Source organism: Curtobacterium sp. MCLR17_043 (assembly GCF_003224215.1).
GTDB classification, from domain to species: domain Bacteria; phylum Actinomycetota; class Actinomycetes; order Actinomycetales; family Microbacteriaceae; genus Curtobacterium; species Curtobacterium flaccumfaciens.
Window position 1 is genome coordinate 1 of record NZ_QKLH01000004.1, and the last position, 15,090, is coordinate 15,090.

Genomic DNA, 15,090 nt, shown 5'->3' on the forward strand with positions numbered 1-15,090 from the left:
CCCCTGCCGCTTCGCTCGCCACCCACCCGCCACGCGGCCGCGCCGACCCCCGGCGGACTGTCGGTCCCGACCCCGTAAGATCGAGCACATGGCTTCGACGACCGCGCGCGGGCGAGCGAAGCGGCAGGGGCGCCAGAAGACCGACGCCGAAGGCCGCATGTCGCTCGGGCAGCACCTCATCGAGCTGCGCAACCGTCTCTTCCGCGCAGTCGTGGCGATCGTCGTCGGTGCGATCGGCGGCTGGTTCCTCACCCCGTGGGTGCTCGATGCGCTCCGGGCACCGGTGACCGAGCTCGCCAAGGTCGGCGGTCACACGGCCGAGCTGAACTTCCCGATGATCACCGGGGCGTTCGACCTCAAGCTGCAGATCGCGATCACGATCGGCGTCGTTATCGCGAGCCCGGTCTGGCTCTACCAGATCTGGGCGTTCATCGTGCCCGCGCTCGTCCGGCGTGAGCGGCAGTACGTCTGGGGCTTCCTCGGCACCGCGATCCCGCTGTTCTTCGCCGGGTGCTACTTCGGGTGGTACATCCTGCCGCACGTGGTCGGCATCCTCGGCAGCTTCGTGTCGAGCCAGGACACCTCGATCGTCGATGCGAAGGCGTACTACGACTTCGTCATCAAGCTCATCGTCGCGGTCGGCATCGCGTTCGTCCTGCCGGTCTTCATCGTGCTGCTGAACTTCGTCGGGGTGCTGTCGGCCTCCGCGATCATCAAGAGCTGGCGCGTCGCGATCCTCTGCATCCTGGTCTTCTGCGCCATCGTCACCCCGAGTGCTGACGTCATCTCGATGTTCCTGCTGGCCATCCCGATGACCGTGCTGTACGTCGCGGCCTGCTTCATCGCGTGGATCCACGACCGCCGTCTGGCCAAGCGCCAGGCGAAGCTCGACGAGGAGTACGACCTGTGAGCGGCACGAGTGCGGCCGAGCGGTTCGCCGCGGCCAAGGTGCGCAACCGGTCCCGCAACCTCGAGCTGTTCCGGACGGACCTGCGGTTCGACCTCGACCCGTTCCAGTTCGCCGCGTGCGACTCGCTCGACCAGGGCCGCAGCGTCCTGGTCGCCGCCCCGACCGGAGCCGGCAAGACCATCGTGGCCGAGTTCGCCATCTGGCTCGCCATGCGCCAGCCGACGGCGAAGGTCTTCTACACGACTCCGATGAAGGCACTGAGCAACCAGAAGTACGCCGAGCTCGTCGACGTCTACGGCGAGTCCGAGGTCGGGCTGCTCACCGGCGACACGAACGTGAACCCCCGCGCCCGCGTCGTCGTGATGACGACCGAAGTGCTCCGGAACATGATCTACGCCGACTCGGACCTGCTCGACGACCTCGCCTGGGTGGTCCTCGACGAGGTGCACTACCTCGCCGACCGGTTCCGCGGTGCCGTGTGGGAAGAAGTCATCCTGCACCTCCCGACCGAGGTCCGCCTGGTCTCGCTCAGCGCCACGGTGTCCAACGCCGAGGAGTTCGGCGACTGGCTGCAGACCGTCCGCGGCGACACGGACGTCATCGTCTCCGAAGACCGTCCGGTGCCGCTCGAGCAGCACGTCCTGGTCGGTTCGAAGATGGTCGACCTGTTCGACTCGAGCGGTGCCGCGGCGACGAACCGCGTGAACCCGGAACTGCTCCGCATGGTCGGCGGCGGTTCCCGGAGCGAGCGGAACGGCGGCGGCCACCGCGGCCGGCGCGGTCGTGGTGGCTACCCCGAGCGTCGCGGGCCCCGCACCGAGAAGGTGCACCGCGAACAGATCGCGCACATGCTCGACGAGCGGATGCTCCTGCCCGCGATCTTCTTCGTGTTCAGCCGCAACGGCTGCGACCAGGGCGTCCGCAACGTCCTGCGCTCGGGCCTGTCCCTGACGACGGTGCAGGAGCGCAACGAGATCCGCGAGACGGCGGAGTACCACTGCCGCACCCTGCTCGACGAAGACCTGGCCGTCCTCGGCTACTGGGAGTGGCTCGAAGGGCTCGAGCGCGGGGTCGCGGCGCACCACGCCGGCCTGCTCCCCGCCTTCAAGGAGGTCGTCGAGAACCTCTTCCAGCGCAAGCTCCTGAAGGTCGTGTTCGCCACCGAGACCCTGGCGCTCGGCGTGAACATGCCGGCGCGCACCGTCGTGCTCGAGAAGCTCGAGAAGTTCAACGGCGAAGCCCGTGTGCCGATCACCCCGGGGGAGTACACGCAGCTCACCGGTCGTGCCGGTCGTCGTGGCATCGACGTCGAGGGGCACTCGGTCATCCAGTGGACCGACGGGCTCGACCCGCAGGCCGTCGCGTCGCTGGCCAGCCGCCGCACGTACCCGCTCAACTCGTCGTTCAAGCCGACCTACAACATGGCCGTCAACCTGATCGACCAGTTCGGCCGGCAGCGCACGCGCGAGGTCCTCGAGACGTCGTTCGCCCAGTTCCAGGCCGACCGGTCGGTGGTCGACCTCGCCCGCAAGGTCCGCTCGCAGCAGGAGTCCCTCGACGGCTACCGCGAGGCGATGCAGTGCCACCTCGGCGACTTCACCGAGTACTCGGCGCTCCGCCGCGAGCTGTCCGACCTCGAGCGCACGAACGTGCCCGGCGGCCGCGAGGCGTCGCACGGCGCCCGCCAGGAACGCCAGGCCGCGATCACGGCGGTCCGCCGCCAGCTGCAGCGCCACCCCTGCCACGCCTGCCCGGAGCGCGAGGCCCACGCCCGCTGGTCCGAGCGCTGGTGGAAGCTCAAGCGTGCCAACGACAAGCTCGTCCAGCAGATCCGGTCCCGTACGGGCGCCGTCGCCACGACGTTCGACCGTGTCACCGAGGTCCTGCTCGAGCTCGGCTACCTGGTGGACGCCGGCAACGGCGAAGCCACGGTGGCAGCGGGCGGCCGTCGCCTGCAGCGCATCTACGGCGACCGCGACCTGCTGGTCGCCGAGTGCCTCGAGGCGGGGGTCTGGAAGGACCTCACCCCGGCACAGCTCGCCGCCATGGCCGCGACGATCATCTACCAGCCCCGCCGCGAGGACGCGCCCGGCACGGAGCACGCCCTGCCCCGAGGTGCGTTCCGCCCCGCGCTCGACGAGACACTGACCATCTGGTCGCGCCTGGACGACATCGAGCGTGCGGCGCGCCTGGCCGGTTCGCAGCCGCCGACCCCCGCGATGGCCGTCGGCATGTTCCGCTGGGCTTCGGGCTCGGCCCTCGACGACGTCCTCCGCACCCTCGACCTGCCGGCCGGCGACTTCGTCCGCTGGTCGAAGCAGGTCATCGACCTGCTCGACCAGATCCGGAACGCCGGCGACGACGAACTCGCCCAGACCGCCCGACGGGCGACGGACGCGGTTCGCCGCGGCATCGTCGCCTACGCGGCGGTCTGACGGGAGGCCCGGTGCCGGTTCCGGAGACCAGTGTGCGCGGGCTGCCCGCTCGCGTCGGCCGCGGGGCGGTCGCGACCGGTCCGTTCGCCGCGTTGCCGCTGGGCACCGCGCTGCCGTTGGCCGTCATCGGCGGGATCCTCTTCGCGCTCGCGTTCCCGTCGCCCGGGTGGTGGTTCCTCGCCTACCCGGCACTCGCCTGCATGCTGCTCGCGGTGATGGGGCAGCGGGCGCGGCGTGCGGCGTGGATCGGTTACCTCGCGGGCGCGGCGTTCTGGATCCCGGCCATCTCGTGGGCCGGTCGCTACCTGGGCCCGGTCCCGTGGTTCGCACTCGCCCTGCTCGAAGCCGCGTTCTTCGCGCTCGGCAGCGTCGCCATCGCCCTGGCGTACCGCTGGGTCGCCCGCGTGGTGCCCTCGACCGCCGGACGTGTGTGGGGCCTCCCGGCTATCGTCGCCGCACTCTGGACCGGACGCGAGTGGTTCTCGGGGAGCTGGCCGTACGGCGGTTTCGCCTGGGGGCGGGTCGGCCTGTCGCAGTCGCAGGGGCCGTTCACGCACCTGGCCGCGTACGTCGGCGTCCTCGGGCTGACGTTCATCGTCGTGTACTGCGTCGCGGTCGTGGTGTCGCTCGCGCTCGTGGCACCCCGCGTGCCGGGCGTGACGCTCCGGCTGCCCGTGCGGGTGGCGACGGCGGGTCTGCTCGTCGCGGCGGTCCTGGCCGTGCCGGGGTGGCCGACGGCGACGAGCGGCACGATCCGGGTCGAGGCGGTGCAGGGCAACGGTCCCGCGGGCTACTTCGACCGTGCTCAGCCCGGCGACGTCCTGGCCGCGCAGGTCGCGGCGACGGACGTGGACGCGAAGGGTGTGGACCTCGTCGTCTGGCCCGAGGCCGGTGCGGAGTACGACCCGCGCCAGCAGCCGGTCATCGCGTCCGCCCTCGACTCGGTGGTCGACTCGCTCGACGCCCCGATCGTCGCGGGTGCCATCACGCAGACCCCGTCGGGGGTGCTGCACAACACGTCGTTCGTGTGGACCGCGGACGGCTGGCAGTCGTCCTACGACAAGAAGCGCCCGGTGCCGTTCGGCGAGTACGTGCCCGACCGCTGGTTCTTCTCCAAGCTCGCACCGTCGCTGATCGGTCTGCTGCAGCGCGACTACACGCCGGGGACGAAGCCGAACGTGCTCTCCGTCGCGGGCATCCGTGCCGGCATCTCGATCTGCTTCGACATCGTCGACGACGGGCTGACCGCCGACATGGTGCGCGGGGGAGCGCAGGTGATCCTCGCGCAGACGAACAACGCCGACTTCTCGGGCACCGACGAGAACCTGCAGCAGCTCGAGATCGCGCGGATGCGGGCCATCGAGACCGGGCGCTCACTCGTGAACATCTCGACCGTCGGAGCGTCGCAGGTCATCGACCCGAGCGGGCGCACGATCGACCGGGTGCCGGAGTACACCGCGACGTCGATGGTGACCGACGTGCCGCTCGGCACGTCCACCACCCCGGCGTCGATCCTGTCCGGCTCGATCACGCTCCTGCTGTCCCTCGGCGGGCTCCTCGTGCTCCTCGCCTGCGCACCCTGGGGCCGTCGCACCCGCTCCTGATCGGGCCCGCCGCGCCCAGCCACTGGGAACGGACTGTGAATGCGCCGGTACGGGATTGATGGGGCGTGGGACAGTGTTGTGGAGGGCAGACGAGCGAGAGGAGCACACACATGGCTGATCGGAGTCTCCGCGGCATGCGGCTCGGGAGTCAGAGTCTCCAGAGCGAAGAGGGCGTCGAGCTCTCAGATCGCAAGCGCGCGGTCTACCAGACGGATTCGGGTGAGACGTTCGACATCGTCTTCTCGGCCGATGCGGACGTCCCCCAGACCTGGTCGGAGCCGCGCTCCGGTCGCGAGGGCCGCCTGCTCGGCGACGACGGGATCCCCGTCGAGGTCGCCGAAGAGGACGTGAAGGCACCCCGCACCCACTGGGACATGCTGCTCGAGCGCCGCTCGCGCGAGGAACTCGAGGAGCTCCTCGAAGAGCGCCTGCAGGTCCTCCGCGCACGACGCGGCGCCTGACACCACCGAACACACGACGACGCCCGCCCCGGTTCCCCGGGGCGGGCGTCGTCGTTCGTTGGTGCGGGACCGTCAGCGCCGACCGGAGCCGTCGCTGGTGCGGTGACCGGAGGCGTCGTCGCCCGGCGTGGGCGGAGTGTCCCCGACCTGCTCGGCGGTCGCGTCGTCGGCGGCCGCGAGGTGCGCATCGACACTGCGGTTCGACTCGGCCAGGCGCGCGTCGAGGTCGGACTCGGGGACGATGTCCGCGGCGGTGGCGTCCGCACGCGGCATCGTGGTGTCCGCCGCAGCGGTGTTCGCCAGGCTCTCGTTCGCGAGCTTCGAGATCCGGGACAGGAAGTCCGTGCCACCGGCGCCGCCGGCGACCGGACCGGCGCCGCCACCGCGGCTGGCGCTGAAGCCCTTCGCGATGCCGGACAGTGCCTCGGTGAACTCGCTCGGGATCATCCAGAGCTTGTTCGAGGTGCCCTCGGCGATCTTGGGCAGGGTCTGCAGGTACTGGTAGGACAGCAGCTTCTCGTCCGGGTCGCCGGTGTGGATGGCCTCGAACACGGTCGCGATGGCCTGGGCTTCACCCTCGGCACGGAGCACCTGTGCCTTGGCGTCACCCTCGGCGGCCAGGATCGCGGCCTGCCGCTGTCCCTCGGCCTCGAGGATCTGGGACTGCTTGGTGCCCTCGGCCTGCAGGATCGCGGCACGACGGCTGCGCTCGGCACGGAGCTGCTGCTCCATGGCGTCCTGGATGGACACGGGCGGCTCGATCGCCTTCAGCTCGACTCGGCCGACGCGGATGCCCCACTTGCCCGTGGCTTCGTCGAGGACGACGCGGAGCTGGCCGTTGATGTTGTCGCGGCTGGTCAGGGCCTCTTCGAGGTTCAGGCCACCGACGACGTTGCGGAGCGTGGTGGTGGTGAGCTGCTCGACAGCGCCGAGGTAGTTCGCGATCTCGTACGTCGCGGCACGGGCGTCGGTCACCTGGAAGTAGACGACCGTGTCGATCGAGACGACCAGGTTGTCCTCGGTGATCACGGGCTGCGGCGGGAACGAGACGACCTGCTCACGCATGTCGAGCAGCGGCCGCAGGCGGTCGATGAACGGCACCAGAAGGTTCAAGCCCGGGTTGAGGGTCTTGTGGTACTTGCCGAGTCGTTCGACGACGCCCGCGGTGGCCTGCGGGACGATCCGGATCGCCTTCGCCAGGACGACGATCACGAAGATGACGACGACGAGGACGAGCACGAGCAGTGCGATCGTCCCCGGGGAGATGCTGGTCACGAGGTGGCCCTTTCTGCGAGGCGCACGACCGCGGTCGACCCCTCGATCGACTCGACGACCACGGGGGTGCCGAGTGGCGGTGTGCGGTCGACGGAGCCCGCGGCGAACCGCGCGCTCCAGGTCTCGCCGTTGGCCAGGCGCACCTGACCAGGACTGGAGGAGGTGAAGGCGACCGCGACCGTGCCGGCGAGCCCGATGAGCCCCTCGACGTTGGTGCGGTGCGGGTCGGCCCCGCGGCCGAGCGCGACGAGCAGTCGCGGTCGGACGAGCGACAGCAGCACGAGTGCGGCCACCGCGGCGACGATGGCGGACAGCCACCACGGGGCGCCGAGCAGTGCGGCGATCAACCCGCCGGCGGCACCCGCCGCGAGCATGATGAAGATGAAGTCGAGGGTGAAGATCTCGACCACGCCCAGGAGCAACACCAGGCCGATCCAGACGGTGCTCTGGATCCAATCGATTCCGTTCACGCGATCTCCCTCCCTCGGTCGCGCGCGGCGGCTCGCTGCGTCGCGACAGCCGGTACAACTCCGTTCAACATATCAGGGCCGTCCGACGGTCGTGCAGGCGATTGGTAGGCTCGGTGCGCCCGACCGGCCGGAACCAGACCTGGAGAACACGACTGTGAGCAACCCCCTCGCCCCCGGATCCCTCACCGACAAGCGCGCCGTCGTCACCGGTTCGTCCCGTGGCATCGGCGCCGACACCGTCGGGTACCTCGCCGAGGCCGGTGCGAAGGTCGTCGTGAACTACCGCAACAAGGCCAAGCGCGCGGAGCAGATCGCCGAGAAGATCGTCGAGGCGGGCGGTTCCGCCCTGGCCGTCGGCGCCGACCTCACCGAGCACGCCTCCGTGCAGGCCCTCGTCGACACCGTCGTCCAGGAGTGGGGCGGCATCGACCTGCTCGTGCTGAACGCCTCCGGCGGCATGGAGTCCGGCGTCGGCGAGGACTACGCGCTCCGCCTGAACCGCGACGCCCAGGTCGACATGCTGCAGACCGCCGTGCCGCACATGCCCGCCGGGTCCCGCGTGGTGTTCGTCACGAGCCACCAGGCGCACTTCGTCGAGACCGCCGAGACGATGGACGAGTACGTCCCGGTCGCCAAGAGCAAGCGTGCCGGAGAACTCGCCCTCCGTGAGCTCATCCCGCAGCTCGAGGCCGCCGGCATCGAGTTCGTCGTCGTCTCCGGCGACATGATCGAGGGCACGATCACCGCGACGCTGCTGAACCGCCTGAACCCCGGCGCGATCGAGGGTCGTCGGCAGGAGGTCGGCAAGCTCTACAGCGTGTCCGAGTTCGCGGCCGAGATCGCCCTCGCCGCCGTCGAGCCGATCCCCGCCGACCACACCAAGCTGGTCGGCGACGTCAGCGGCTTCGTCGGCTAACGTCGGGCGGGTGACCGCCAAGCCCGGCCTGCGCCGCACCTCCCGCATCCTGCTGCTCGACCCCGAGGGCCGCGTGTTCCTGATGGACACGAATTCGCCCTCGTCGGACGGTGCCCACCGCTGGATCACGCCGGGTGGTGGGGTCGACCCGGGGGAGACCCACCGCGACGCCGCGATCCGCGAACTGCGCGAGGAGACCGGGATCGTCATCGACGAACCCGGCGAACCGGTGTGGTCCTGGGACTTCACGGTCGAGTGGGACCTCGCCGACCACGACCGCGGGCACGCCGAGTTCTACGTCGTCCGCACGCCCGGCTTCGAGCTGTCCGACGCCGAGTGGACCGACGACGAGCGCGTCGACATCCTCGCCTCGCGGTGGTGGACCGCCGACGAGCTCGAGGCGACCGACGAGGAGTTCGAACCCGCCGAGCTGCCGGACCTGGTGCGCCGGCACGGCGCCTGAGCACCGCACCACGGCCTGACGGCCGACCCAGGACCGGACGGGAGGCCCGTGGCGGGCCCGCCACGGGCCTCCCGTCGGTACGCTGACCCGCATGCACACCGATCCGGTCGACGACGACCCCACTGGCGCCGACGCGCACCCTGCCGACCGGCACGGCCGGATCCGGGTGCGCGGTGCCCGCGCGAACAACCTGCGCGACGTCGACGTGGACCTGCCGAAGCGGCGGCTCACGGTGTTCACCGGGGTCTCCGGCTCGGGCAAGAGCTCGCTCGTGTTCGGCACCGTCGCCGCCGAGTCGCAGCGGATGATCAACGAGACCTACAGCGCGTTCGTGCAGGGGTTCATGCCCTCGCTCGCGCGCCCGGACGTCGACCTGCTGGACGGCCTGACCACCGCGATCGTCGTCGACCAGGAGCGCATCGGCGCCGACCCGCGCTCCACCGTCGGCACCGCCACGGACGCGAACGCGATGCTGCGCGTGCTGTTCAGCCGACTCGGTCAGCCGCACATCGGGGGGCCGAACGCGTTCTCGTTCAACCTCGCCACCGTGACGGCCGGGGGAGCGATCACGGTGCAGAAGGGTGCGGACGCGAAGGCCCAGAAGGTCTCGTTCACGCGGCTCGGCGGCATGTGCGCCGACTGCGAGGGTCGCGGGCTGGTGAACGACATCGACCTGACGCAGCTGTTCGACGACACGAAGTCGCTCGGGGACGGCGCGCTCACGATCCCCGGGTACGGGACCGACGGGTGGAACGTGCGGCTGTACGCCGAGTCGGGCTACTTCGACCGGGACACCCCGATCCGCGACTTCACCGAGCAGGAGCGGCAGGACTTCCTGTACCGCGAGCCGACGAAGCAGAAGATCGCCGGCATCAACCTGACCTACGAGGGGCTCGTGCACCGGGTCCGCCGCTCGTTCCTGCAGAAGGACCGCGAGGCGATGCAGCCGCACATCCGGGCGTTCGTCGACCGTGCGGTGACCTTCACGACGTGTCCGGCCTGCGACGGGACCCGGTTGAACGACACCGCCCGCTCGTCGAAGGTCGCGGGCCGCAGCATCGCCGACGTCTGCGCGATGCAGATCACCGACGCCGTCGCCTGGCTGCGGGGTCTGGACGACCCGGGGGTCGGGCCGTTGCTCGAGGGGCTCCGCGACCTGCTCGAGTCCTTCGTCGAGATCGGACTCGGCTACCTGTCGCTCGACCGCCCGACCGGCACGCTGTCCGGGGGAGAGGGGCAGCGCGTGAAGATGGTGAAGCACCTCGGCTCCTCGCTCAGTGACGTCACGTACGTCTTCGACGAGCCGAGCACGGGGCTGCACCCGCACGACATCGAGCGGATGAACGAGCTGCTCGTCCGGCTGCGCGACAAGGGCAACACCGTCCTGGTCGTCGAGCACAAACCCGAGGTCATCGCGATCGCCGACCACGTCGTCGACCTCGGACCCGGTGCCGGTTCCGGCGGTGGGACGCTCTGCTACCAGGGGTCCGTCGACGGGCTGCGTGCCAGCGGGACCGTGACCGGTCAGCACCTGGACGACCGCGTCACCGTGAAGTCCGAGGTCCGTCGTCCGGACGGGGCGATCGCGATCCGCGGCGCTTCGGCCCACAACCTGCACGACGTCGACGTGGACGTCCCCACCGGGGTGCTCACCGTCGTCACGGGGGTCGCCGGCTCGGGCAAGAGCACGCTCATCCACGGGTCGCTGGCCCGGCGCGACGACGTGGTCGCCATCGACCAGAGCGGGATCCGTGGCTCACGGCGGAGCAACCCGGCGACGTACACCGGCCTGCTCGAGCCGATCCGGAAGGCCTTCGCGAAGGCAAACGGCGTCAAGCCCGCACTGTTCAGCGCCAACTCGGAGGGCGCCTGCCCGGCGTGCAACGGTGCCGGTGTCGTGTACACCGACCTCGGCATGATGGCGGGCGTCGCGAGCCCCTGCGTCGAGTGCGACGGCAAGCGGTTCGACCAGTCCGTGCTCGGGTACCACCTGGGCGGGAAGGACATCAGCGAGGTCCTCGGCATGTCCGTCGCCGACGCGCTCGCGTTCTTCGCGGCGGGGGAGTCCGCACTGCCGGCGGCCCACACGATCCTCGCCCGGCTCGCAGATGTGGGGCTCGGCTACCTGACGATCGGACAGCCGCTCACAACGTTGTCCGGGGGAGAGCGGCAGCGGCTCAAGCTCGCGACGCACCTCGGTGACCGGGGCGGCGTGGTGGTGCTCGACGAGCCGACCGCGGGCCTGCACCTGGCCGACGTCGAGCAGCTGCTCGGCCTGCTCGACCGGCTCGTCGACGCCGGCCGGACGGTCGTCGTGATCGAGCACCACCAGGCCGTCATGGCGCACGCTGACTGGATCATCGACCTCGGGCCGGGTGCCGGGCACGACGGTGGACGGATCGTGTTCGAGGGGACGCCCGCTGAACTCGTGGCGGCGCGGTCGACGCTGACCGGGCAGCACCTGGCTGCGTACGTCGGAGCCTGAGCCGGGGGACAGGCTCGGACGGCGAATCTGGGCGCCAGCCGTGTGTGAGGACTACTGTTCTGACTGACGCTCACGATCGGCTACCCGGCCTGGATCGGCGTCCTGACCAGAAGGAGCTCCACCATGTCCAACCCCGGCAACGCGCCCGCGACCAACAGCGGCAACGGAATCGCCGTCGGCTCGCTCGTCCTCGGCATCGTCGGCGTCGTCTTTGCGTTCCTGTTCTCGATCGTCGGGCTCATCGCCGGCATCATCGGCCTGGTGCTCGGCTTCATCGCGCGTCGTCGCGCGGTTGGCGGCCGTGGAATGGTGCTCGCCGGCATCGTCCTCAGCGTCATCGCCATCATCGTCGCGATCATCTTCATGATCATCGGCGCGGTCGTCGCGACGCAGATGATCAACAACTGACGTTCCTCCGGGTCCTGCCCGCATCGTGAGCAGCAATGGTCGAGTCCAGCGGATGGACTCGACCATTGCTGCTCAGCAAGCGTCTCGGGCGCCGAGCTTGCGGCTGTTCAGGAACGCGGGCGTACCGTCCGGCGCATGAGCTACAGCCAGCCTGACCCAGCCGAAGAGACCACCCAGAGCGAGTCGCCGGAGCAGCCCGACACCGACCAGGACACCCTGGAGGAACAGGGCGGCGAGCCGGCAGCGCTCGAGATCGACGCCGACGACGTCCCGACGAAGCCCGCCGACTGACGCCGTCGTCATCCAGTGAGCAGAAGAGGTCGAGTCCGGAGTACGGACTCGACCTTTTCTGCTCACGAAGCATCTCCTCCAGGGCGCCGATAATGCATATTATGTCAACTCAGGCTTATGTCGACTCAGGCGTTCCTGCCCTGCCCGCTCGGCTGACGGGACGCTCGACATCACTTCCCTAGCGTGGACGCGTGCACGATCACCGAGATGACCGACGCCGTTCACGAACCGTGACACCCCGGGTCCTGCTCGCCGTCGCCCTGTCCGCGTTCCTCGTGCTGATCGGCACGACACCCGCATCGGCGCACGCAGCACTGACATCGAGTGATCCGGCGGACGGCGCCACCGTGGCTGCCGACCTTGAGCGAGTGACGCTCACCTTCAGCGAGGCGCCGCTTGCCGGGCTCGAAGCCGGTCTGCGCATCGAGGTCCGGGACGACGGCGGGACCGACGAGTCCTCCGGAGCGGTGGCCGTCGACGGCACCTCGATGTCCAAGGCGGTGTCGCTCTCCCCCGGCCCGCACACCCTCGTCTGGCGGTACGTCTCTCCTGACGGCCATCCGATCGAGGGGCAGCTCGCGTTCTGGGTGGAAACGGCCGCATCTCCGACCGTTCCACCCACGACGACGAGCCCGACGGCCGCGCCCACATCATCCTCGGAACCGTCGGCAGCGGCAGCGGCAGCGGGAGCCGCACCGAACACGGGTGCCGGAACGCACGCGCACGGCCACGGCGGCCCGGCACTCCTGTTCGGGGTCGTCGGGATCCTGGCAGTGCTCGTCATCGGTGCGGTCGTGCTCCGCATCCGCCGGGGCGCCGACGCGCGGACCGAGGGCTGACGGGACGCTCGAGCCTCAGAACACCGCCACGGTCATCCCCGACGACGTTGCCGGTCGGTCCATCGCGACGAGCGCGTCGGGCAGGTCGTCGAAGCCGATCGTGCGGCCGATCGTTTGCTCAGGACGCAGTCGTCCGGCCACGATGGCGTCGAGCATCGCGCCGTACTCCCCGACCGCTGCGCCGTGGCTGCCGAGCAGTTCGAGTTCGTCCGCGATGACCCGGCCCATCGGGATCGCCGGAGCGGCTTCGTCGTCGAGGAGCAGCCCGACCTGCACGTGCCGGCCGCGCGGACGCAGGGACGCCACGGCGGCGACGGAGGTGGCACGGCTGCCGTAGGCGTCGAGCGAGACGTGCGCTCCGCCTCCCGTGCGGGATCGGACCGTCGTGACGGCATCGTCGTCCATCAGCACGGTGTCGGCGCCCAGGGCAGCGGCGCGTTCGAGCGCTGCCGCGGAGACGTCGACGGCGACGACGTTCGCGCCGGCGGCCACGGCGACCATGACCGCGGAGAGCCCGACTCCCCCGCAGCCGTAGACCACGACCCAGTCCCCTGCGGCGACGCGCCCTCGGGCGTGCAGGGCGTGGAACGCGGTGCCGAATCGGCAGCCGAGCGCTGCCGCCACCGCGAAGTCCACGGCGTCGGGCAGCGCGACGAGGTTCAGGTCGGCGTGCGGGACGACCAGGGAGTCGGCGTACGAGCCCTGCAGGTCGAACCCGGGCTGCTGCTGGGCGGTGCACACCTGGGTGGCGCCGTCGAGGCACTCGGCGCAGGTCCCGCATGCGAACACGAACGGTGCCGTCACCCGGTCACCCACGGCGAAGCGCTGGACGCCCGTGCCGATCGACGCGACGACGCCGGCGAACTCGTGGCCGGGCACGTGCGGCAGCCGGACGGAGTCGTCGTGGCCCTTCCAGGCGTGCCAGTCACTGCGGCAGACGCCGGTGGCAGCCACCCGGACGACGACGCCGTGGTCTGGTGCGACCGGTTCCGGCAGGTCGACGATCGAGGGGACGGAACCGAACTGGGCGTACTGGACAGCGCGCATGCGGCCATCCTGACAGACGCCGGACGCCGGACGCCGGACGCCGGACGCCAGACGGCGGATGCCGGACGCCCGACGGCGGACCAGCGACCGACCGCCCGAGGCGACCCGTCCGCCGGGGTCCCCACGGGCCTCCAGGCCGATGGCCGCCCGACCACCCGACCACCCGACCTCGCGAGCGGTCCACCGCACCCCGATCGGCCGTTGCGCCGCAGGCGCGTCCGCCGGTTGACTCGTCACGTGACCGATCTGCGCTTCTCCGCCGACCCCACGGACCTCGACGTCGACCGCGTGCACCGCTGGCTCAGCGAGGAGTCGTACTGGGCCCGCGGCCGTGACCGGGCGACGCAGGAGGCGATCATCGCCGGTTCCCGGAACTTCGGCGTGTACGACGCGACGACCGGCGCGCAGCTCGGCTACGCGCGGGTGATCACCGACGGCGTGACGTTCGGCTGGCTCGCCGACGTGTTCGTGGACCCCGACGCCCGGGGCCGCGGCGTCGGGGTCGCACTCGTGCGCGGCGTTATCGAGGCGGTCGAGCCGCTCGGCCTGAAGCGCTTCGCCCTGTTCACCGCGGATGCCCACGGGCTGTACGAGCGGTTCGGGTTCCGCCCGCTGCCCGATGCGGACGGCTGGATGATGCGTCCCGGGTCGGGGTTCGGCGCCGACGTGCACGACTGACGGGGCGCGGGCGCACACGCAGCGCTGCCCCTCAGTACTCGATGCGGCCCTCGCGGTTGTGGAACTCCCCCGTCGGCCCGTCGGTGCCGATCGTCGCGAGCCTGACCGTGGCGTCGGTGCCCTCGGTGATCGTCTGGTGCCCGCCGAACCCGTTGAACTCCGTCGCCGTGTAGCCCGGGTCGCTCGCGTTCACCCGGAACCCCGGCAGGTTCTTCGCGTACTGCACGGTCAACGCGATCACGGCCGCCTTCGACGCCGCGTACGGCACCGCCGGCACCCCGTACTCGTCGTGTCCCGGCGTCGTCAGCCAGCGCGGGAACCCCACCCCCGACGAGACGTTCACGATGACGGGTACCGCCGAACGTCGCAGCAGGGGCAGCGCGGCCTGGGTCACCCGGACGATGCCGGTGACGTTGGTGTCGAGCACGGTCGCCATGGCGCTCGCGTCGAGGTCGTCGACCCCGAACGAGGTGCCGAGGATCCCGGCGTTGTTCACGAGGACGTCGAGCTCGGGGACGGTCGCGATCGCCGCGTCGATGCTGGCCTGGTCGGTGACGTCCAGCTGCACGACGTGGGCGCCGAGTGCGCGGGCGTCGTCGCCGCTGGCCGGGTCGCGCATGCCGGCGTACACGGTGTGGCCGGCTTCGAGCAGTCGGCGTGCGGTCTCGAGTCCGAGGCTGCGGTTGGCCCCGGTGATCAGTGTCGTTGTCATGCGCCCAGCCTGCCCCCGCCGGCCCGGCTCCCCCAGGCACGGTGCGACGGTGGGACCGGCAGTACCAGGACGGACTGGAGGCGCGGGGCGATGATG

15 protein-coding genes are annotated in these 15,090 nt (G+C 70.7%); 11 read left to right on the top strand and 4 right to left on the bottom strand.

The genetic code is table 11. The features are described from left to right. The first annotated feature begins 157 nt into the window (after window positions 1–157). The 4 genes from tatC (at window position 158) to DEJ03_RS04795 (ending at window position 5,410) form a co-directional block, all read left to right on the top strand. A complete protein-coding gene (gene tatC / locus DEJ03_RS04780; RefSeq protein WP_110863923.1) occupies window positions 158–910 on the top strand; it encodes a twin-arginine translocase subunit TatC in 753 nt (250 codons plus the stop codon). Continuing rightward, window positions 907–3,345: an RNA helicase gene (locus tag DEJ03_RS04785; RefSeq protein ID WP_071244709.1), complete on the top strand. Its 2,439-nt coding sequence runs from the start codon at window positions 907–909 to the stop codon at window positions 3,343–3,345. The genes tatC and DEJ03_RS04785 overlap by 4 nt, the downstream gene beginning before the upstream one ends. Window positions 3,346–3,356: 11 nt before the next feature. Then, entirely contained in the window at window positions 3,357–4,949 is a 1,593-nt protein-coding gene (gene lnt / locus DEJ03_RS04790; protein WP_258370536.1) for an apolipoprotein N-acyltransferase, read from the top strand. Between the two features lie 110 nt (window positions 4,950–5,059). Beyond that, window positions 5,060–5,410 (top strand): RNA polymerase-binding protein RbpA, encoded by a 351-nt coding sequence (locus DEJ03_RS04795; protein WP_027465636.1) that lies wholly within the window; start codon window positions 5,060–5,062, stop codon window positions 5,408–5,410. 72 nt (window positions 5,411–5,482) lie between these two features. On the opposite strand, the gene DEJ03_RS04800 is transcribed toward DEJ03_RS04795, so the two are convergent. Both DEJ03_RS04800 and DEJ03_RS04805 read right to left on the bottom strand, forming a co-directional pair. Then, window positions 5,483–6,685, bottom strand: coding sequence for an SPFH domain-containing protein (locus DEJ03_RS04800; protein WP_110863721.1), 1,203 nt, complete (start codon window positions 6,683–6,685; stop codon window positions 5,483–5,485). Then, complete coding sequence (locus DEJ03_RS04805) at window positions 6,682–7,155, bottom strand: NfeD family protein (RefSeq protein WP_110863722.1); 474 nt, start codon at window positions 7,153–7,155, stop codon at window positions 6,682–6,684. The genes DEJ03_RS04800 and DEJ03_RS04805 overlap by 4 nt, the downstream gene beginning before the upstream one ends. Before the next feature lie 154 nt (window positions 7,156–7,309). Here DEJ03_RS04805 and DEJ03_RS04810 point away from each other — a divergent pair, with 154 nt between their 5' ends. The 6 genes from DEJ03_RS04810 to DEJ03_RS04830 all read left to right on the top strand — a co-directional run bounded on the left by DEJ03_RS04810 (window position 7,310) and on the right by DEJ03_RS04830 (window position 12,557). Continuing rightward, window positions 7,310–8,071 (top strand): SDR family oxidoreductase, encoded by a 762-nt coding sequence (locus tag DEJ03_RS04810; RefSeq protein ID WP_027465633.1) that lies wholly within the window; start codon window positions 7,310–7,312, stop codon window positions 8,069–8,071. 10 nt (window positions 8,072–8,081) lie between these two features. Then, complete coding sequence (locus tag DEJ03_RS04815; protein WP_110863723.1) at window positions 8,082–8,534, top strand: NUDIX hydrolase; 453 nt, start codon at window positions 8,082–8,084, stop codon at window positions 8,532–8,534. Window positions 8,535–8,625: 91 nt separating this feature from the next. After that, window positions 8,626–11,019: an excinuclease ABC subunit UvrA gene (locus tag DEJ03_RS04820; protein WP_220034114.1), complete on the top strand. Its 2,394-nt coding sequence runs from the start codon at window positions 8,626–8,628 to the stop codon at window positions 11,017–11,019. A gap of 123 nt (window positions 11,020–11,142) precedes the next feature. Beyond that, window positions 11,143–11,427: a DUF4190 domain-containing protein gene (locus tag DEJ03_RS04825; RefSeq protein ID WP_110863724.1), complete on the top strand. Its 285-nt coding sequence runs from the start codon at window positions 11,143–11,145 to the stop codon at window positions 11,425–11,427. Window positions 11,428–11,562: 135 nt separating this feature from the next. Then, the gene (locus DEJ03_RS17845) at window positions 11,563–11,718 is read left to right on the top strand and encodes a hypothetical protein (RefSeq protein WP_163343611.1); all 156 of its coding nucleotides are present in this window, start codon (window positions 11,563–11,565) and stop codon (window positions 11,716–11,718) included. A gap of 191 nt (window positions 11,719–11,909) precedes the next feature. Then, the gene (locus tag DEJ03_RS04830; RefSeq protein ID WP_110863725.1) at window positions 11,910–12,557 is read left to right on the top strand and encodes a copper resistance CopC family protein; all 648 of its coding nucleotides are present in this window, start codon (window positions 11,910–11,912) and stop codon (window positions 12,555–12,557) included. Window positions 12,558–12,572: 15 nt separating this feature from the next. Here DEJ03_RS04830 and DEJ03_RS04835 read toward each other — a convergent pair whose 3' ends face one another. Then, window positions 12,573–13,604 (bottom strand): alcohol dehydrogenase catalytic domain-containing protein, encoded by a 1,032-nt coding sequence (locus DEJ03_RS04835; protein WP_110863726.1) that lies wholly within the window; start codon window positions 13,602–13,604, stop codon window positions 12,573–12,575. A gap of 237 nt (window positions 13,605–13,841) precedes the next feature. Here DEJ03_RS04835 and DEJ03_RS04840 point away from each other — a divergent pair, with 237 nt between their 5' ends. Next, window positions 13,842–14,282, top strand: coding sequence for a GNAT family N-acetyltransferase (locus tag DEJ03_RS04840; protein WP_110863727.1), 441 nt, complete (start codon window positions 13,842–13,844; stop codon window positions 14,280–14,282). A 31-nt stretch (window positions 14,283–14,313) separates the two neighbouring features. On the opposite strand, the gene DEJ03_RS04845 is transcribed toward DEJ03_RS04840, so the two are convergent. Next, complete coding sequence (locus DEJ03_RS04845) at window positions 14,314–14,994, bottom strand: SDR family NAD(P)-dependent oxidoreductase (protein WP_110863728.1); 681 nt, start codon at window positions 14,992–14,994, stop codon at window positions 14,314–14,316. Window positions 14,995–15,090 lie beyond the last annotated feature (96 nt).